The organism is Salegentibacter salarius, assembly GCF_900168265.1.
GTDB lineage: Bacteria > Bacteroidota > Bacteroidia > Flavobacteriales > Flavobacteriaceae > Salegentibacter > Salegentibacter salarius.
Window position 1 is genome coordinate 18008 of record NZ_FVZF01000023.1, and the last position, 17971, is coordinate 35978.

A 17971-nucleotide genomic window follows, 5' to 3' on the forward strand; every position below is an offset into this window, starting at 1 on the left:
AAATAATATTCTAAAAAAACCGGCTAATTTTAGCCGGTTTTTTCTTTTTAAAGCTTTTTGATATCGTATTCAAAGATTCTTTACGTAGTTATTTAATAGGTTTAAAGCAGGATGCTCATCTGGGCTTTGGTAATTGTCAAAAAGCTGCTCTGTTTCCAGGTCTTTATAACCAAGAATTTCAAAAGCTTCATCTTTTTGTAGCTTTTTAAAGGCCATAGACCAGTCAGAAAAGGCTCTTTCTTTACTGAAGCCAGAATCCAGTTCAGTTATGTTTTGGTGGCGTTTGTCTTTAGCTATTTTACTATACAGCCAATCAACATTTTCTTCTTCTCCTTCAATATATTGAATAAAAGTTCCCTGAAAATAGATCAGCATTCCGGTAACTGTAATCGCAGTGTTGTTATTTCGCGCTTTTTCAAGCAATTCTTTTAAAGCCTTATCAGTGATCACGTGACTTTGCCTGCTTACGTACGCAATATATTTAAGCATTCTGTTTCTTTTGATAAATTCAAAGGTAAAAAATGTAATTTATTTTTGTTCAAAAGAGCTTAAATTGCAAGTTTCTGGAAAAGCAAAGCTCATAAATTATAGTATCTTTATCCCCAAAATCAAGCTCCTTTTATGGAATTAAACTTAACCAAACCCATTTGTTTTTTTGACCTGGAAACTACAGGAACAAATGTGGCGAAAGACCGTATTGTAGAAATTGCCATTTTTAAAGTTTTTCCCAACGGAAACAAGGAAAGCAAAACCTGGCTGGTGAATCCTGAAATGCCTATTCCCAAAGAAGTTGTTGCTATTCACGGGATTTCAGATGAAAAAGTAGCTAATGAGCCTACTTTTAAAGAACTTTCTTCGCAGGTTCATGATATGATAAAAGGATGCGATCTTGGAGGTTATAATTCTAATCGTTTTGATATTCCTTTGTTGGTAGAAGAACTTTTACGGGCCGGAGTAGATTTTGAAATGAAAAACGTGGTGGCAGTAGATGTTCAAACCATTTTTCATAAAAAAGAACAAAGAACTTTAGCAGCTGCTTATCAGTTTTACTGCGGAAAAGATCTAATAGACGCCCACAGTGCCGAAGCTGATACTACGGCTACTTACGAAGTTTTAAAATCTCAATTAGACCGCTATGAAGATTTGCAAAATGATATGAAATACCTGGCCGATTATTCTTCCAGGAAACGTTTTGCTGATTTCGCAGGATTTATTGCGTTCGATAAAAAAGGAGAAGAAGTTTTTGCTTTCGGAAAATTTAAAGGTAAAAATGTAGAAAAAGTACTGGAAGACGAACCCGGTTATTACGGTTGGATCCAGAATGCCGATTTCCCGCTGTACACCAAAAAAGTGCTTACCGCTATAAAGCTAAGAAAGCTGAATAATAAATTGTCCTAATAAGCAATGAAGCAAACCTTTATCGTACTGTTTTTGCTGTGCTGCAAGTTTTCTATAGCCCAGGAAAATCGTGTGGTAGGTCAGGTGGTAGATGCCGTTACTTCGCAAGCCTTAGCCTATGTGAATATTGTTTTAGAGGAAGAACATAAAGGCACTTCTACAGATGCGCAGGGAAGATTTTCTTTTGTATTAAAAGGTGTCGATACTTCAGCTAGCTTAAAATTTAGTTATGTAGGTTTTAAAACAAAGAATATAAAGCTCGCCGATCTTAATAGCAGGGTTGTAAAATTGGACCCAGCTGTAAATTCACTTTCTGAAGTTCAGTTATATAATATCACCGAAAATAATTCTGAAAAGATCAATGATTTCCGCGGAAGGGAAAGTATAGGTTTGGGGAATTTTAGCGGCGGACAGTTTCCAAGTATGGTAGCGCGCTACTATACAAGACCCGAAAATTTTAAGGCAGGCTGTTTTTTGGAGGAGGTAGAGGTGAGGTTTTTTTCTACTGATATAAAAATGAATAAAAAATCGAAATTCAGGTTAAGAATACTAGAAGTTGGCGAAGACGGAAAACCAAATGGAGACTTGTTAACCTCGAATTTAATTATAGAACGCGGCGATCACCGTTTTAAAACTAAAATTCCAATGCTTAGGTATCGAATTCCCATACCAAAAGAAGGTTTTTTTTAGCGGTAGAACATTTGTTTATTGAAGAAAACAAGTATATTGAAGAAAAAGACTACCGTGTTTATAGGCAAACCGATACGCTTATTTACGAAGATTTTAAGGTAGTTAAATATTTACCGGTTTTTAAAGGTGTGCTGGAAGAGGAGGATGAAAATTTCAATTCATTTTTTAAGGATACTAATGGTTGGAAAAAAATGAATAAATTAGATAATTCTCATTCGGTTTTTAAAGGAGAACTTCCGGCGCCGGCCTTTAAAATCACCCTAACCGATTAATTATTGAAGCATGAAGATAATTTGTATAGGTAGAAATTATACCGATCATATTTCTGAATTACAGAATGAAAAACCAGAAGATCCGGTGATCTTTCTAAAACCTGATACTTCCATTTTATTAAAAAAACAGCCTTTTTTTATACCAGATTTTTCTGAAGAAGTACATTATGAAGTAGAAGTTTTGGTAAAGATCAAAAAAGTAGGAAAACATATTCAGGAGAAATTTGCTCATAAATATTATGATGAAATTGGCCTTGGGATAGATTTTACCGCCAGAGATCTTCAGCAAAAATTAAAGGAAAAAGGTTTGCCATGGGAAAAGGCAAAAGCGTTTGATGGCGCCGCAGTTATAGGCGAAAAATGGTTAGCTAAAGATTCGGTAGCCGATATAAATATGCTTAACTTTAGTTTAGAGAATAACGGAGAAACTGTTCAGAAAGGCAACACAGAGTTTATGCTTTGGAAAATTGATGAACTAATTGCTTATGTTTCCCAATTTTTCACCTTAAAAATAGGCGATATTATATTTACAGGAACCCCGGCCGGAGTTGGCAAGGTTTCCGCAGAAGATAGATTGACAGGTTTTATAGAAGACAAACAAATTTTTTCAATTCAAACAAAATAGCGATATGAGCAACTACAATTTAAGTGAAGTTAAAGAAATGGCCGGTGGTGACGATGATTTCATGAAGGTGGTGGTGCAGACTTTTTTAGAGGAAATTCCGCCAGATGTAGAGGCGATGAACGATGCTATTTCTAATGATAACCCAACGCTTGCTTATCAATATGCCCATAAAATGAAACCAAACTTGCAACTTTTTGGTTTAGAACTTATGGAAGAAGTAAAAGTGATAGAATCCTGGGCAAAAGCCGGGAAGAAAAAAGACGATGTGCCTGAAGCGGCCACTAAGATCACCAAAAAGGTAAATGTGGCCAGTATTGCCCTTAAAAGAGATTTTGAGCTGGAATGAAAGCAGAGATAATTACCATTGGAGATGAGATCCTTATCGGGCAGATCGTAGATACCAATTCAGCTTTTATCGCGAAAGAACTCAATAAAATTGGGATCTCGGTAAAACAAATTTCTACGGTAGAAGATGAGAAAAGTCATATCCTGGAAGCTTTAAACGAAGCCAAAGTTCGAGCCGATATCATAATCATTACCGGTGGATTAGGACCTACCAAAGACGATATTACTAAAGATTGTTTATGTGAATTTTTTGAGGACAAACTCGTGAAAAACGAGGAGGTGCTCAAACATATAGAATTTCTCTTTGAGAAATATATAGACACTCCAATTTCCGATCTAAATAGAAAACAAGCCATGTTGCCGTCAAAAGCTTTGGCCTTGATGAACAAATTCGGAACAGCGCCCGGAATGTGGTTTGAAAGTGAAGGCAAAGCTTATGTGTCTTTGCCTGGTGTGCCATTCGAAATGAAAGCTTTGATTGAAGATGAGGTAATACCACGGCTTCAGCAAAATTTTAAAAGGCCGGTGATCTTGCATAAAACCGTTTTAACCTACGGAATGGGAGAGAGCGCCATTGCTGATAAAATTGAAGCCTGGGAAGATGGCTTGCCGCCATATATCAGGTTGGCTTATTTGCCAAATTTGGGGCGCGTACGTTTGCGCTTAACTGCTAAAGGCGACAATGAAGAACATCTAAAGAATAGTGTAGAAAGTCTTATTAGCGATCTTCATAGTATTATTGGCGACATCATTGTAGGTTATGAAGATGATGAACCGGTGGAAATACAAATTTCAAGATTACTTTTAAAGAACAAAGCGACCATTGCTACAGCCGAAAGTTGTACAGGAGGAAGATTGGGTAGTTTATTTGCGACCCCACCGGGGGCTTCCAATTATTACAAAGGCAGTGTGGTGAGTTATGCCACGAGTTCTAAAGTAGATGTGCTGAAAATTGATAAGAAGTTAATCGAAGAACATTCTGTAGTAAGCGAAGAAGTAGCTATGGCTATGGCTAAAAATGTTCGGGAGATCTTTAAAACCGATTATGCGATCTCTACCACTGGAAATGCCGGCCCGGCTAAAGGCGATAGCGATGCCGATATTGGCACTGTATTTATAGGAATTGCAACCCCAGATAAAGTTTATGCTAAAAAATTCACCTTTGGGAATCATCGCGATAAAGTGATTGGCAAAGCGGTAAATAAGAGTATTGAATTGATTAGGGAAGAACTGTTTCAGGAGGTTAAAACGCATCCATAAGAGCTTAAATTTCGGTTTAAAAGTTTAAATTTGCCTTCTGGAAGATTTGAAATTCAGAAGTTTAAATATTTTTGAACAACCTGAATTGCTAAAATTTAAACGAACCTATATATTGAGATCCTTCCAACAGGAGGTAAACAGCGAGTTTCCGGCTAAAAGATTGGATGGCCGGGAAAATTTCAGAAACCTTGAATATTTTTTTAAATTAATATTGTTTGTTAGGTGAAAAAATCGTTAATTTGCAGCCTGTTTTGAAATAACGAGAAAAGAATAGAGCAATGTCAAGAGTTTGTGAACTTACTGGTAAAAGAGCAATGGTTGGGAACAATGTTTCTCACGCTATGAACAAAACCAAACGTAGATTTAATGCCAATTTGGTAAAGAAACGTTTTTTTATTCCTGAGGAAGATAAATGGGTCACTTTAAAGGTATCTACATCTGCACTTAAAGATATTAATAAAAAAGGCATCTCTGCCGTAATTAAAGAGGCAAGAGAAAAAGGATTTTTGAAAAAATAATCCTTAAGCATAAAAACACATTACAATGGCAAAGAAAGGAAACAGGGTACAGGTTATACTAGAGTGTACAGAGCATAAAGCTACCGGACAACCGGGAACATCAAGATACATTACTACCAAGAATAAAAAGAATACGCCGGACAGGATGGAATTAAAGAAATTTAATCCAATCCTTAAGAAAATGACGGTTCATAAAGAGATAAAATAATAAGTTATGGCTAAGAAATCAGTAGCATCGATACAAACAGGGTCTAAGAGATTGACCAAAGCAATAAAAATGGTTAAATCTCCAAAGTCTGGTGCCTATACTTTTGTTGAACAAATTATGGCTCCGGAAGACGTGAACGACTTTTTGAAGAAAAAGTAATTCGAGCAAACTTCCTTGAAAACATTTACGAAGCCGTCTGGATAATCTCTGGACGGCTTTTTGTTTTTACTCGATAATCGAGATTTAAATATTCCTGGATTTATCTCGAAATTGTAAATTAGTCTTCTTAATGCTCCGTGGGCTGGCCTCGAAGTAATTTACGTATATTTACAACGAAAAATTTCGGAAGCGCATTTCCGGAGTTTGTTGATTTTAAACCTTCCAAAAAATGAGTTTATTTAAAAAGATATTTTCAAAAGACAAAAAGGAAAACCTGGATAAAGGGCTGGAGAAATCTAAGACCAGCTTTATGTCTAAGATGAGTAAGGCTGTAGCCGGAAAATCTAAAGTAGATGAAGAGGTTTTAGATGATCTAGAAGATGTATTAATTAGTAGTGACCTAGGCGTGGCTACCACTATTAAGGTGATTAATAGAATTGAAGAACGAGTGGCTCGCGATAAATACCTGGGCACAGAGGAGCTTAACAAAATACTTCGCGAAGAGATTGCCGGGTTACTTTCAGAAACCGAAACCGGGGAAGCCGCAAATATCCAGTTGCCAGATGTAAAACCGTACGTAATTATGGTAGTTGGTGTAAATGGTGTGGGGAAAACCACTACAATCGGGAAACTTGCACATCAATTTAAAAGTGCCGGTAAAAAAGTAGTTTTAGGAGCTGCCGATACCTTTAGAGCAGCTGCAATAGACCAGTTACAAATCTGGGCCGATAGAACCGATGTGCCAATTGTACGTCAAAAAATGGGAAGCGATCCGGCTTCCGTAGCTTTTGATACCGTACAAAGTGCTGTAAAACAAGGTGCCGATGTTGTATTAATAGATACCGCCGGGAGATTGCATAATAAGGTGAATTTAATGAACGAGTTATCCAAGGTAAAACGTGTAATGCAAAAGGTGATTCCTAATGCGCCTCACGAAGTCTTATTGGTTTTAGATGGTTCTACAGGTCAGAATGCTTTTGAGCAGGCAAAACAGTTTACAGCGGCTACAGAGGTGACTTCACTTGCTGTCACAAAGCTGGATGGAACGGCAAAAGGCGGTGTGGTAATTGGCATTAGCGATCAATTTCAAATTCCTGTGAAATATATTGGAGTAGGCGAGGGTATTGAAGACTTACAGGTTTTTAATAAATATGAATTTGTAGATTCTTTCTTTAAACAATAAACCAGTTTGATGCTGGAAACAAATAATTTGAATTGCTATAAGTAGCGAATTACTTTGCTCCCTTTGAAATTTATAATTAGATGAAAAAACTTTTATTCCTTCTTTTACTTCCGGCTTTAATTTCCTGCGGAAACGATCAAAAATCTAAAGAAAATCTCGAAAATAATCCTGAAACAGATTCGCTAGAAACTGAAAAGGAAATGGAATTTAAAGTTTTAGATTCTAAGAATATTTCCCAGGATTCTTTATGGGCACCTTTTAAAAGCGATTTAGCTCAATTTTCTGAAGAAAAATATAACGAGCTGAAACCGCTTATTTTTGATAAGAATATTCCCGAAATCCAGTCGGCTATTAAAAATGGAAAGCTTACTTATAAAGAACTTTCCCTGTTCTATCTCTATAGAATTCAGCAATTTGACCGCGAAAATGAACTTTCTTTAAATTCGGTGATTTCCTTAAATCCTAATTTACTTGAAGAGGCAGAGAGAAAGGATGAGGAGCTCAAAAATGCTGCAGAAAATCACCCTATTTACGGAATTCCGATTTTGCTTAAAGATAATATCAATACAGAAAATATGGCGACTACCGCCGGGGCTTTAGCTTTGGAAAATAACCACACCGAAGATGCTTTTATTGTTCAGAAATTAAAAGAAAACGGTGCGCTAATTTTAGGGAAAGCCAATCTAAGCGAATGGGCTTATTTCTTTTGTAACGATTGCCCAAGCGGATATTCAGCAGTTGGAGGACAGACTTTAAACCCTTACGGTAGAAAGATTTTTGATACCGGTGGTTCCAGTTCGGGTAGTGCTGTTGCCGTGGCTGCTAATTTGGCTCCGGTAGCGGTAGGATCAGAGACTTCTGGTTCAATTCTTTCACCTTCAAGTCAAAACTCTGTGGTAGGTTTAAAACCTACGATCGGGAATTTAAGTCGGGGTGGGATTGTTCCTATTTCGAGTTACCTGGATACGCCCGGGCCAATCACAAAATCTGTGATAGACAACGCGATCATGTATTCAGCAATGATCGGTGAAGATAAAGAAGACGCTGCGTCAGTAGAAGTGAAAAACGCTGATTTTAATCTTGAAAATCAAAACCTGGAAGGAAAACGCTTCGGCGCTTTTAAAGAATTAATGGAAGATTCCCTTTATTATCGTGCTGTGCAGGATTTAAAAGATTTAGGAGCTGAAATTGTAGAATTTGAAGCCGAAGAAGTTCAAATGGATAATTTTCTTCGCTTATTAAGCCTGGATATGAAAAAAGATCTGCCTGAATATTTTGAAAAATATGGTGGTGAAACCGGTTTTTCTTCCGTAGATGATATTGTGAAATTCAATAATGAAGATTCTACCGCAAGAATGCCTTATGGACAGTCTTTATTTACCGGAATCATAGAAGATTCAGCAGATAATGCTACCCTGGATTCCATAAAAACTGAATTAAGCGCAAAGGGTAAAAAGTATTTTGATGCTCCAATGAAAGAGCACAATTTAGATGGAATTTTATCTATCAATAATTATCATGCCGGTTTTGCCGCGGTAGCTCATTATCCTGCTATTACTGTTCCTATGGGTTATAACGAAGAGGGTGCGCCAAAAGGCTTGACTTTCTTTGCAAAAACATCTGAAGAAGATAAGTTATACCAATGGGCATTAGCTTTCGAAAATGCTACTAATCGCCGGAGATCTCCAGAAAATTACGAGTAAATGAAGCAACGAAATTTAAAAGCGCTAATAAGTAAGATCATTTTATTTTACAGTATTTTTTATGGTGCGATGAAGATCATTGCGGTGTTATTTAGTGATGCCTGGCCCTTGCCAAATCTTATTATGGCTATTCCTTTTGTGGTCTTTGCGGTAATAGGTGGAATTATGCTAAAAAGAGATAGCTACTCCTGGGTGTATGTAGCTGCCGGTGTAATTATAATCAGTATTGTGCGTTATTACGAAATACAATGGTTGCAGCAATTGCATCAGTATTTTAGTTAATGTATGTCTGTTTTTACTTATAAGATCAAAATCATTAATAAATCGTCATGCTGAATTTATTTCAGCATCTAACATAGCAATACGATACACTCAACTTAGATCTCCGAATAAATTTCGGAGCAGGCTCTGAAACATCCCGAAGCGTCGGGACAGGATGACGACCATTTTAAATTATGACTTTTTACGGAGAACAAATCTATTACTATGAAACCTGAAAAGAAGTATCCTTCGGAAGTTTATTTAAACGGAAAATGGCTAAAACCAGATGAAGCTTTTGTTTCGGTTTTTGACCGGGCGTTTATGTTTGGCGATGGTGTTTATGAAGTAACTCCATTTTATAAAGGCAAAGCTTTTAAGTTGAAGGAGCACCTAAAACGCCTTCAATATTCCCTGGATCAAATACAAGTAGCTTTTGATGCATTTTCATTGGAGAATTTGATGTATGAAGCCTTAGACCGCCTTAATCTAAATGAAACAGATGCTGCGGTTTATATCCAGGTAAGTAGGGGAACTGCAGCCAGAAGTCACTTTGTTCCCGAAAAGATTGAAACCAGTATTTTACTGTATGCTTTTCCAGTGACCCTGGAAGGTTTTGAAAAAAAGACCTGGGATGTTATGGCTACTGAAGATAAACGCTGGCATCGTTGTGATATTAAATCGACAGCGCTACTGGCGAATGTGATGGCCAACGAAGAAGCTATTGCTGCTGGTTTTGCTGAAAACCTGCTGGTACGCAAAGGATATTTTACCGAAGGTTCACACTCCAGCCTGTTTTTTGTAAAATACGGTGTGCTCCATACTCATCCCGAAGGTCCCGAGATTCTCTCTGGCGTTACTCGTGCAGAAGTGATTAATATTTGTGCCGACTTAAACATAAAGGTAGTTGAAAAAGCGGTGCATATTGATGAACTGGTAGAGGTAGAAGAAATTTTTGTCACCGGCACCACCACGCAGATTATTCCTGTAAGCTCCATTACCCACAAGAATAAAAAAGTTTATACCGCCAGAAAGGATAGTATTACCAGGAAATTACAAAAGGTTTTTATTGAAAGGACTAGAGGCTAATGTTTGCTATACATAAGAGACATTTTTTTAAGAGACAGAATGATTTATCACCAGTTTCAAGACAGAATTTATTCTTCAATAAATTTTTTATAATGCTCGTAGCGTAAAAATATATCCCTTACATAGTTGTATGGTTCTCTTCCTCGAACAAAACCGTGTCTAACCACATCATCCAGGTAGTATTTCCTGTCTTTTAATTTCAGTATATATTCTTCTACATTTTCGTCCCATATATTGGGATTTTTACCATTTTTCTCAGCCAGGCGCATAGCATCGTATACATGACCTGCACCACAGTTAAAAGCAGCTAGCGTGAATTTTACTTTTTGAATAGAGTCCTCAACAGCTTCAAAATTATCGCGCATCCTGTCTAAATACTTTACGCCTCCTCTTATATTTTGTTCTGGATTATAATTGTTGCTCACACCAACTTCTTTTGCCGTAGCCGGCATTAGTTGTATTAAGCCGGTTGCACCTGCCCACGACTCTGCTGTAGGATCAAACCTTGATTCCTGGTATACCTGGGAAGAAAGGAAGCGCCAGTCCCATCCTAATTCAGAAGCATTTTCTTTAATGATGTCGTCGTATTTACTAATCTTGTTGCTGTTTTTGCTGTAAAAATCGCTTTTAATCCTGCTTCTGTTAGACCTGGTATTTTTAAAATACTTATTATAAATCACATAATAATCGTCTGACTTTTTCTCTTTGTTTATCCACTTATTTATCGCCTTTAGCAAGTCGGGGGAATTCTGTCTTACCGCCCAGGCTATACGTTGCGAAAACGAAACGCGGGTGTCAATATTTAAGATAGGGTAGTAGGTTTTGTTGATAGATGCAATATTGTGATCTGCAACGGTTCTTTCAATTTCACCATCCACTACCATTTTAATTATTTCATCTGTAGTGACATTTCCGTTAATATGTGCTACCGGAATTTCAGCACCAATCTCATTTTCTAAGTTTTTAATTCTTTCAGCATAAGATGAATTTTCCCTAACCCAAACGGTATCGTTGCTTAATTCTAGCGTGTTTGAAATGAGTTGTTTATCGATTTTGTAGCCGGGCAGGGAGCGCCAGTTAGAGGGCATCCGCTGTACTAAAGCCTGGTGTGTTACGTAGTGATTTTCTGTGAAGCTTACGAGTTTTTTTCTTGGTTCGGTTATGGTTAACCCATAGGCAATGATATCCCCTTTGCCATTGTTCAACATATCAAATAAGTCATCGATATCTTCAGCTATGGTGATCTTAAGCTTTAAACCTAAGTTTTTGGCGAGGCGAGATAATAACTCATACTCAAAGCCCATAGGCATTCCTTTATATAAAAAATAGCTTGTGGAATTGTAGATGGTTATCGCATGTAAAACGCCATCTTCTTTTATGGCCTCTAAGTCTTTAGAAATTTTATAAGGTTTGGTGTCTGGTTTGCTTCCAAACATTGCACTACTTGCACTATTATCTCCTTGAGAACAACCTGATAAAATTATAAGAAAAACAATGAAAAAAGTACACTTCTTTAAGATCATAGCCTTCAAAATACGAAAAAATAAGCGAGCTACGTAAAAAAATGTTAAAAAAATGAGGTCTTGACACTTGTTTAAGCGCTTTAAATTGCCCCGTATTATAAAAAACTTCGTGTGTATTTAAAGAACTTTTTAAACTCTATCTGGCCAAATGTTAGGTAGTTCGCCACTGAAACCCATTTCAGGAAGCTGATCTATTTTTTCCATTTCAGCTGATGTCAGTTCAAAATCGAACAGCTCTATATTTTCCTGAATTCTTTCTGGGTTTGTAGATTTTGGGATTACAATTACCTCATGTTGTATAATCCATCGCAAACAGACCTGCGAAACCGATCTATTATGATTTTTGGCGATTGCTTTCAAAACTTCATTTTCAAATACTTTCCCTCTGGCCAAAGGAGACCATGCCTCCAATGTTATATTCTGTTTTTTACAGTAGGAAACTAATTCCTGTTGCCAATATCCGGGATGAAATTCTATTTGATTAACAGCAGGAATTACCTTTGCAGTTTCAAATAAAGCCTCTAGATGTTCTTCAAAAAAATTACTTACTCCTATAGATTTTATTTTGCCTTCAGCCTGTAATTCTTCCATTGCTCGCCAGGTATCGGCATTGGTTTTTTGCCAGTTGGCATAATTTTTAGCATTGGCAGGCCAGTGAATCAAATAGAGATCAATGTAGTCTAGATCAAGTCTTTTTAGGGATTTCTCAAATTCCTTTTTGGTTGATTCATAACCTAAACTTTCACGCCATAATTTAGTAATTATAAAAATGTCTTCTCTTGCAACACCGCTAGCTTTTATTCCTTTTCCAACAGCATCTTCATTTCCATAAATTGCTGCCGTATCTATTAGCGAATAGCCACTGGAAATAGCAGTGGAGACTGCTTCAATTCCCTCCTGGTCTGTAGCTTTGTAGGTGCCGAAGCCTACTATTGGTATTTTTTGTCCATCATTTAAGTTTAATTTCTTCATAATTCTTTCTTTAAATTCTTAAATGTTTTTTTATAAGCCGTTTATATCACCGGTTAGTTTTACTGGATAATCGAGATTAACTGTTCCGAGGCTACTAATAATAATGCTTCTTGAGCTTGCTCTGAAGTTGTTTACAAAAACGAAACACCAAAACTCTTTGTTATTAACTTTTCAAGTGCCTCGAGCTCCACTATTAATTCCTGATGGCTTTGTGAGAAGGATAATTCAGACTTATCTTTCCGAAGCAACTTTTTCAATTCGAGCATTTTAAAGTGAAATGATTTGGATTGTAGTTCAATCTGTAGTGTTGCTACGTGTTTTTCAATGGCTATCTTTTTTTGTTTAACTACCTCAATCACATCAGTAGCCTTATCAAAACTCAACTCCTTTTTTTCGACAGATTTCAAAACTCCACACTCAAAATTTCTACAGGCTTTTGGTCTTTGAGAATAAATATTACAACCATTGCAGCCAAGTTCATTACAGGGTAGAAAAAACATTCCATTTTTACCCGTTTGTTCAATATCCATCAGCTGTTTTACTGGTGCCAGCTCTTCAGTATCCAGCTGTACAAAACCAATTAAAGTGCCATCACAACAGAGACCACAAGACAAACAGATATTTGTTGGGTCACTCATATTTCCTGATTTTTAAGCTATTTAATATTTTCTTATTCATATCCGGCTAATGTAGTATAAACATAGCCGTTTGCGCAGGTATAATTTCCGTATTTGTTTTTAATTTAAATTCTTTAGACCTGGTGTAATAATTAAAATATTCTTAGTGCTAATCTTCCAAAATCCCGGCTTCTTTTAAGTATTGTAAAACTTCCTCTTTAGGTAAAGCTTTTATAGTTCGGCCTTTAAAACCCGTAGTGGTTTCAGCCATAAATAAAGAATTTAAAATGGCTTCTTCGGTAGCTTCAATGGCGGCCATAAAGAGTGGAGACATTAAGTCGTTGGGCACTACTTCCTGTGTTAAGGTTTTGGTCTCTATTTTATAAGGAATTCTCATTCCTTTGGCGGTAGAAAAAACGATCACATAATCGCCGCTGCCGTTGGAAGCGATTCCCCCGGTTTTTGCCAGTCCGAGGAAGGCTCGTTTAGCCAGGCGTTCCAGGTTTCGGTTGTTCAGTGGCGCATCGGTAGCGACTACCATCATACAGGAACCGTCTACATTATTCTGTAAATTATTGCTAAAACTGTAGTTTCCCAGCTTTTGTCCCACGGGTACGCCGGCAATTTGCAAAACCCCGCCAAAATTACTTTGTACCAAAACGCCTAAAGTATATCCGCCCAGGCTTTCGGGCAGTTTTCGGGAAGCTGTGCCAATCCCGCCCTTATAACCAAAAGCGATGGTGCCCGTGCCGGCGCCAACGTTTCCTTCAGCCACTGCAACGGTTTTCGCATTTTGGATCGCTGAAATTACGTCAGCATTTTTCACATGTTGCCCGCGGATATCGTTTAAATAGCCATCGTTAGTTTCGCCAACCACGGCATTTACCGAACGCACGTTTTCATTTCCGGGCAGGTTTAGGGTATATTTTATCACCGCATCCATCGCGGTGGGAACGTTTAAGGTGTTGGTAAGGATCACCGGGGTTTCCAGGTTTCCCAGTTCATTAATTTGTGTGCTGCCAGCCAGTTTTCCGAAACCATTTCCCACAAAAACCGCTGCGGGTACTTTCTGCTGAAAAATATTTCCTCCGTGCGGAAGAATAGCCGTCACGCCGGTACGCACCGAATCGCCTTTTATCAGCGTAGTATGCCCAACTTTTACACCTTCAACATCGGTGATCGCGTTTAAGGCTCCTCTTTGCATCACCCCAATTTTCAGCGGAATTTCTTCTACACGCTGCTGTGCGGTTAACGTATTCAGCATTAAAAATACTAATGAAGTGAGCAGGAGGGAATTTTTCATTGATAACTGGATTCTTAAATTTTCATAAAGTGGAAAGTTACAAAATACTTTGAATGGTAATTTTCGAAATTATTAGAAGGATTTTTTTCAACGGCTTACTTTTGTACATCCTTTTTCGCAGAATATGTGGACAAAACCCCGAGATTCAGGATGGTCGATTTTTTCAATCGGGCATCCGCGGGGTTTTGGTCACGGTTTTTGGCATTTTGCCAAAAAATTCCTTGAAAAAGGCGTCTTTTTCTTTGCTTCGTTTCTTTTGGACGAGCAAAAGAAACCGATAGGTTCACGAACCCATATTTATTGAATAGAAACTGTGAGCTAAATGAAGGGCAGATTAAAACCGACTAGGATTCAAGTGGAAATAACAAGAAAAAAGAATGTGAATGAAGAAGTTATTCCTTTCAATATTAACCTGCTGTAGTTCAAATTATAGATTGTATCTTTGCACCCGCTTTTGGGAAACCAATGAAGACCTCACAGGTTTTCAAAACCTGTGAGGTCTAAGAGCTTTGAAAATAGAATATTATGAGGACAAAGTCGATAAAGAAGAACCGTATTAATGTAGTAACCCTTGGTTGCAGCAAGAATGTGTATGATAGTGAGGTGTTGATGGGGCAGCTTAAGGGCAACAATAAAGACGTGGTGCACGAGCAGGACGGCAATATTGTGGTGATTAATACCTGCGGATTTATAGACAACGCCAAAGAAGAATCGGTGAATACCATCCTGGAGTTTGTAGAACAGAAACAACAGGGAGAAGTTGATAAAGTTTTTGTAACCGGGTGTTTAAGCGAGCGGTACAAACCAGATCTCCAAAAAGAAATTCCTGATGTAGACCAGTATTTTGGAACTACAGAACTTCCCGGCTTACTAAAAGCGCTGGAAGCAGATTATAAACACGAATTGCTTGGGGAGCGTCTAACGACCACACCTAAGAATTACGCTTATCTTAAAATTGCTGAAGGTTGTGACAGGCCCTGTTCTTTTTGCGCTATTCCGCTTATGCGTGGTGGCCATAAATCGACTCCGATTGAAGATCTGGTTACAGAAGCTAAAAATCTTGCGGCTAATGGCGTAAAAGAATTAATTCTTATCGCACAGGATCTAACCTATTACGGGCTTGATCTCTACAAGAAAAGAAATTTAGCCGAATTGCTTGAAAACCTTGTTAAGGTTGAAGGCATTGAGTGGATTCGTTTGCATTATGCATTTCCAACCGGTTTCCCAATGGATGTACTGGATGTGATGAAGCGTGAGCCTAAGATTTGTAATTATATAGATATTCCGTTGCAGCATATCAATACTGAATTGTTGAAATCTATGCGCCGCGGAACTACGAGCGAAAAAACTACAAAACTGCTAAAAGATTTCAGGAAATATGTTCCTGAAATGGCTATTAGAACCACACTTATTGTTGGTTATCCGGGAGAAACCCAGGAGCAGTTTGAGGAAATGAGAAATTGGGTTGAGGAGATGCGCTTTGAGCGTTTAGGTTGCTTTACTTATTCTCACGAAGAAAACACACACGCTTATAATTTGGAAGACGATGTGCCGCAAGAGGTAAAACAAGATCGCGCCAACCAGATTATGGAAATACAAAGCCAGATTTCCTGGGAGCTAAACCAACAGAAAATTGGTCAGATCTTTAAAGTGGTGATCGATAGAAAAGAAGGAAACTACTTTGTAGGTAGAACCGAGTTTGATTCGCCTGATGTGGATAACGAAGTTTTAATAGATGCGAGTTCAATTTATCTAAAAACCGGGGAATTTTACGAAGTTAAAGTGACCGATGCTGCCGATTTCGATTTGTATGCTGAACCAATTCACGAAGCGCCAAAACCGGTAAGAAAAGAGTTGAAGGTTAAAACGGTATAAAGTTCGTAGACCGGTAACTTTCAATTTCTATACTGAAAAAATATACCCTGCGGAAAAGGTGTCCATAAACAGGCTTTAAGTCCGGAGGCTTTTAATGCGGAATTTGTCCAGGTATTGCAGGTTTTAAAAAGGTGGAAAGAAGTTTCAGCTAAATAAAACGCATCATCCTGATAGTAGTGTAAACCTGAAATAGGTTGAATTTCTCCCTTATTTTCAGCGTTTACAGTTTCCAGAATATATTCAGTTAGCTTTTTATATTGATCTTCTGAAACTGAAATTTTTACCAGGTTTTCTGAAACTGGTATTTTTTGATAAAATCGAGTGTGTAGTGCACTTTGTGATCTTAGAAAAAGCGCTTTAAAAGCCACATCCAGTTTTAGATCTTCCCATTGTGGTGTATTTCTATAAAAATTAAGATCACCCCAGCCAAACCCGATAAATTCCGAATTCTGAGGATTTGATAAGCTATGTTCCGGTTTAAAAATCCAATCCCATTTTATAATTTCCGACTTTACCGGTAGCAAAATATCGGTATGCATATCCTGTTTATAAAGATAAATATCAATTTTCTCGTTTTTAGATCCAGGATTAGAATTCACAGGAATTAACGAACCAATTAGTGCCATCACCAGATAAACAACAGCCGGAGATATTAGGATCAAAAGGAATTTGAAGAAGTAGCGTAAAGCTTGTTTCATCGTTTTAAATTATGAATTATTTCCTATTTATAAGAATATCGTCATTTCGAGTAGATTTTAAGGCGGTAGCCGAAGAAATTATATCGAGAACTCGATACAATCCCGATTATCATCGGGACCACTCGAAGTGACGCGTTATTTCATCTTCATATTTTATTTTTTACAGGGTGCTACGTCGGTTCGAGTAGGTTCTTGAGGCGGTAGCCGAAGAAACTGTATCGAGAACTAAGTGAAGTATTTCTTAGCCAGATTCGGTAAGTTTTCAAACCTCCCATTTATCAACGCTTTCTTTTTGGCTCGAGACCATTTTTTAATTTGCTTTTCCCGCATTATGGCAAAGTTGATATCTGAAAATTCTGCGAAGAATACCAGTTTTAAAGGTCTCCTTTTAGCGGTATAACTTGCGGAATGAGCTCCGGTGTTATGCTCAATCATTCTTTTTTCAAGGTTAGAAGTAACTCCAGTGTAATAGGTGTTATCAGCACATTCCAAAATATATACAAAGCTTATTTTCATTCTGCCGTTTTAAAGGAATATTAAGTTACTAAATTCTCACGTCAGTTCGAGTAGATTTTTGAGACCGTAGTCGAAGAAATCGTATCGAGAACTTCTCGATACAAACCCGATTACCATCGGGCTCACTCGAAGTGACGCGTAATTTCAGTTTAAAATTTTTATATTTTTCAGGGTGTTTCGTCAGGTCGAGTAGGTTTTTGAGACGATAGTCGAAGAAACCGTATCGTGAACTCAAACTTTAAAAAATTTATTATCTTTCTTTCGATATTCTAAAACCTATGCCACAAATTTCTAAAAAGGTCAGTTTTTTCCGAAGAAACTATTTTTATATCACCGGTGGTTTCTGGTTAGGTATGGGCATAGCTCTTATCTTGGTCGGAGGGAATGATTTCATTGCTTATCCTTACACTATCGTCGGATTAATAGGAGCCGGATATGGGTACTTCAAAAACGACCTGCCCTTAGAATTCATTCGCTGGGATAATGAAAAAATAGAGATCAGCGAATGGCAACAGAGTACCAGATCTTATAATTGGCGAAATATTGATGGTATAAATGTTTCGGCCACTAACCTGACCATAAAATCTGGACCTGCAGGTGGAACTATGGTCGAGCTTAAAGGCTATTCCGAGGTCGATATTGAAAAACTAAAAACCGAATTAATTCCCGAACAAAACTTGGCTACCGCCTGATATGGAAAGAATAGAGAAAAGGTCAATTTCTTTAAAAGGAATCTCAATTATATCTTTGCATTTTTCT

General features: G+C 37.6%; 22 protein-coding genes. 15 read left to right on the top strand and 7 right to left on the bottom strand.

Annotated elements, in window-relative coordinates; genetic code table 11:
- Positions 1–69: 69 nt before the first annotated feature.
- Entirely contained in the window at positions 70–489 is a 420-nt protein-coding gene (locus B5440_RS12200; RefSeq protein ID WP_070054116.1) for a BLUF domain-containing protein, read from the bottom strand.
- 132 nt (positions 490–621) lie between these two features.
- Here B5440_RS12200 and B5440_RS12205 point away from each other — a divergent pair, with 132 nt between their 5' ends.
- From B5440_RS12205 to B5440_RS12270, 13 genes are all read left to right on the top strand, one after another.
- Positions 622–1398, top strand: a complete 777-nt coding sequence (locus B5440_RS12205; RefSeq protein ID WP_070054115.1) for a 3'-5' exonuclease — start codon at positions 622–624, stop codon at positions 1396–1398.
- A 6-nt stretch (positions 1399–1404) separates the two neighbouring features.
- Positions 1405–2088, top strand: a complete 684-nt coding sequence (locus tag B5440_RS12210; protein ID WP_079711142.1) for a carboxypeptidase-like regulatory domain-containing protein — start codon at positions 1405–1407, stop codon at positions 2086–2088.
- 11 nt (positions 2089–2099) lie between these two features.
- A complete protein-coding gene (locus B5440_RS12215) occupies positions 2100–2360 on the top strand; it encodes a hypothetical protein (RefSeq protein ID WP_070054113.1) in 261 nt (86 codons plus the stop codon).
- A 10-nt stretch (positions 2361–2370) separates the two neighbouring features.
- On the top strand, positions 2371–2985 hold the full coding sequence (locus tag B5440_RS12220) for a fumarylacetoacetate hydrolase family protein (protein WP_070054112.1): 615 nt from the start codon (positions 2371–2373) through the stop codon (positions 2983–2985).
- Positions 2986–2989: 4 nt separating this feature from the next.
- Positions 2990–3331 (top strand): Hpt domain-containing protein, encoded by a 342-nt coding sequence (locus B5440_RS12225; protein WP_070054111.1) that lies wholly within the window; start codon positions 2990–2992, stop codon positions 3329–3331.
- Positions 3328–4590, top strand: a complete 1263-nt coding sequence (locus B5440_RS12230; protein ID WP_070054110.1) for a competence/damage-inducible protein A — start codon at positions 3328–3330, stop codon at positions 4588–4590. Before B5440_RS12225 ends, B5440_RS12230 begins: the two co-directional genes overlap by 4 nt.
- Before the next feature lie 278 nt (positions 4591–4868).
- Positions 4869–5108, top strand: a complete 240-nt coding sequence (rpmB, locus tag B5440_RS12240) for a 50S ribosomal protein L28 (RefSeq protein ID WP_057480126.1) — start codon at positions 4869–4871, stop codon at positions 5106–5108.
- A gap of 25 nt (positions 5109–5133) precedes the next feature.
- Positions 5134–5316, top strand: coding sequence for a 50S ribosomal protein L33 (gene rpmG / locus B5440_RS12245; protein ID WP_057480125.1), 183 nt, complete (start codon positions 5134–5136; stop codon positions 5314–5316).
- A gap of 6 nt (positions 5317–5322) precedes the next feature.
- Positions 5323–5475: a DUF4295 domain-containing protein gene (locus B5440_RS12250; protein WP_070054108.1), complete on the top strand. Its 153-nt coding sequence runs from the start codon at positions 5323–5325 to the stop codon at positions 5473–5475.
- A gap of 229 nt (positions 5476–5704) precedes the next feature.
- Positions 5705–6658 (top strand): signal recognition particle-docking protein FtsY, encoded by a 954-nt coding sequence (gene ftsY / locus B5440_RS12255; protein WP_070054107.1) that lies wholly within the window; start codon positions 5705–5707, stop codon positions 6656–6658.
- An 80-nt stretch (positions 6659–6738) separates the two neighbouring features.
- Positions 6739–8361 carry an amidase family protein gene (locus tag B5440_RS12260; RefSeq protein ID WP_070054106.1) on the top strand — a complete coding sequence of 541 codons (1623 nt, stop codon included), beginning with the start codon at positions 6739–6741 and terminating at the stop codon, positions 8359–8361.
- Positions 8362–8643 carry a hypothetical protein gene (locus B5440_RS12265; RefSeq protein ID WP_070054105.1) on the top strand — a complete coding sequence of 94 codons (282 nt, stop codon included), beginning with the start codon at positions 8362–8364 and terminating at the stop codon, positions 8641–8643.
- A 204-nt stretch (positions 8644–8847) separates the two neighbouring features.
- A complete protein-coding gene (locus B5440_RS12270) occupies positions 8848–9708 on the top strand; it encodes an aminotransferase class IV (RefSeq protein ID WP_070054104.1) in 861 nt (286 codons plus the stop codon).
- A 68-nt stretch (positions 9709–9776) separates the two neighbouring features.
- Here the strand turns inward: B5440_RS12270 and B5440_RS12275 are convergent, their stop codons facing one another.
- From B5440_RS12275 to B5440_RS12290, 4 genes are all read right to left on the bottom strand, one after another.
- A complete protein-coding gene (locus B5440_RS12275) occupies positions 9777–11144 on the bottom strand; it encodes an MltF family protein (protein ID WP_232756007.1) in 1368 nt (455 codons plus the stop codon).
- Positions 11145–11360: 216 nt separating this feature from the next.
- A complete protein-coding gene (locus tag B5440_RS12280; protein WP_070054102.1) occupies positions 11361–12203 on the bottom strand; it encodes an aldo/keto reductase in 843 nt (280 codons plus the stop codon).
- A gap of 131 nt (positions 12204–12334) precedes the next feature.
- Entirely contained in the window at positions 12335–12841 is a 507-nt protein-coding gene (locus B5440_RS12285) for a YkgJ family cysteine cluster protein (protein ID WP_070054101.1), read from the bottom strand.
- 148 nt (positions 12842–12989) lie between these two features.
- Positions 12990–14123, bottom strand: a complete 1134-nt coding sequence (locus B5440_RS12290; protein ID WP_070054100.1) for a DmpA family aminopeptidase — start codon at positions 14121–14123, stop codon at positions 12990–12992.
- A gap of 525 nt (positions 14124–14648) precedes the next feature.
- On the opposite strand from B5440_RS12290, the gene rimO reads away from it, so the two are divergent.
- The gene (rimO, locus tag B5440_RS12300) at positions 14649–15998 is read left to right on the top strand and encodes a 30S ribosomal protein S12 methylthiotransferase RimO (RefSeq protein WP_070054098.1); all 1350 of its coding nucleotides are present in this window, start codon (positions 14649–14651) and stop codon (positions 15996–15998) included.
- Positions 15999–16018: 20 nt separating this feature from the next.
- On the opposite strand, the gene B5440_RS12305 is transcribed toward rimO, so the two are convergent.
- Together B5440_RS12305 and B5440_RS12310 are read right to left on the bottom strand one after the other, a co-directional pair.
- Positions 16019–16696, bottom strand: a complete 678-nt coding sequence (locus B5440_RS12305) for a TIGR02117 family protein (protein WP_070054097.1) — start codon at positions 16694–16696, stop codon at positions 16019–16021.
- 225 nt (positions 16697–16921) lie between these two features.
- Positions 16922–17212 carry a GIY-YIG nuclease family protein gene (locus B5440_RS12310; RefSeq protein ID WP_070054096.1) on the bottom strand — a complete coding sequence of 97 codons (291 nt, stop codon included), beginning with the start codon at positions 17210–17212 and terminating at the stop codon, positions 16922–16924.
- Positions 17213–17490: 278 nt separating this feature from the next.
- Between B5440_RS12310 and B5440_RS12315 the strand changes: the two genes are divergently transcribed.
- Entirely contained in the window at positions 17491–17904 is a 414-nt protein-coding gene (locus B5440_RS12315) for a hypothetical protein (RefSeq protein ID WP_070054095.1), read from the top strand.
- Positions 17905–17971 lie beyond the last annotated feature (67 nt).

Coding starts and splice junctions, on each gene's coding strand:
- B5440_RS12200 (WP_070054116.1), bottom strand. CDS start 489: ATGCTTAAATATATTGCGTACGTAAGCAGGCAAAGTCACGTGATCACT.
- B5440_RS12205 (WP_070054115.1), top strand. CDS start 622: ATGGAATTAAACTTAACCAAACCCATTTGTTTTTTTGACCTGGAAACT.
- B5440_RS12210 (WP_079711142.1), top strand. CDS start 1,405: ATGAAGCAAACCTTTATCGTACTGTTTTTGCTGTGCTGCAAGTTTTCT.
- B5440_RS12220 (WP_070054112.1), top strand. CDS start 2,371: ATGAAGATAATTTGTATAGGTAGAAATTATACCGATCATATTTCTGAA.
- B5440_RS12225 (WP_070054111.1), top strand. CDS start 2,990: ATGAGCAACTACAATTTAAGTGAAGTTAAAGAAATGGCCGGTGGTGAC.
- B5440_RS12230 (WP_070054110.1), top strand. CDS start 3,328: ATGAAAGCAGAGATAATTACCATTGGAGATGAGATCCTTATCGGGCAG.
- rpmB (WP_057480126.1), top strand. CDS start 4,869: ATGTCAAGAGTTTGTGAACTTACTGGTAAAAGAGCAATGGTTGGGAAC.
- rpmG (WP_057480125.1), top strand. CDS start 5,134: ATGGCAAAGAAAGGAAACAGGGTACAGGTTATACTAGAGTGTACAGAG.
- B5440_RS12250 (WP_070054108.1), top strand. CDS start 5,323: ATGGCTAAGAAATCAGTAGCATCGATACAAACAGGGTCTAAGAGATTG.
- ftsY (WP_070054107.1), top strand. CDS start 5,705: ATGAGTTTATTTAAAAAGATATTTTCAAAAGACAAAAAGGAAAACCTG.
- B5440_RS12260 (WP_070054106.1), top strand. CDS start 6,739: ATGAAAAAACTTTTATTCCTTCTTTTACTTCCGGCTTTAATTTCCTGC.
- B5440_RS12265 (WP_070054105.1), top strand. CDS start 8,362: ATGAAGCAACGAAATTTAAAAGCGCTAATAAGTAAGATCATTTTATTT.
- B5440_RS12270 (WP_070054104.1), top strand. CDS start 8,848: ATGAAACCTGAAAAGAAGTATCCTTCGGAAGTTTATTTAAACGGAAAA.
- B5440_RS12275 (WP_232756007.1), bottom strand. CDS start 11,144: ATGTTTGGAAGCAAACCAGACACCAAACCTTATAAAATTTCTAAAGAC.
- B5440_RS12280 (WP_070054102.1), bottom strand. CDS start 12,203: ATGAAGAAATTAAACTTAAATGATGGACAAAAAATACCAATAGTAGGC.
- B5440_RS12285 (WP_070054101.1), bottom strand. CDS start 12,841: ATGAGTGACCCAACAAATATCTGTTTGTCTTGTGGTCTCTGTTGTGAT.
- B5440_RS12290 (WP_070054100.1), bottom strand. CDS start 14,123: ATGAAAAATTCCCTCCTGCTCACTTCATTAGTATTTTTAATGCTGAAT.
- rimO (WP_070054098.1), top strand. CDS start 14,649: ATGAGGACAAAGTCGATAAAGAAGAACCGTATTAATGTAGTAACCCTT.
- B5440_RS12305 (WP_070054097.1), bottom strand. CDS start 16,696: ATGAAACAAGCTTTACGCTACTTCTTCAAATTCCTTTTGATCCTAATA.
- B5440_RS12310 (WP_070054096.1), bottom strand. CDS start 17,212: ATGAAAATAAGCTTTGTATATATTTTGGAATGTGCTGATAACACCTAT.
- B5440_RS12315 (WP_070054095.1), top strand. CDS start 17,491: ATGCCACAAATTTCTAAAAAGGTCAGTTTTTTCCGAAGAAACTATTTT.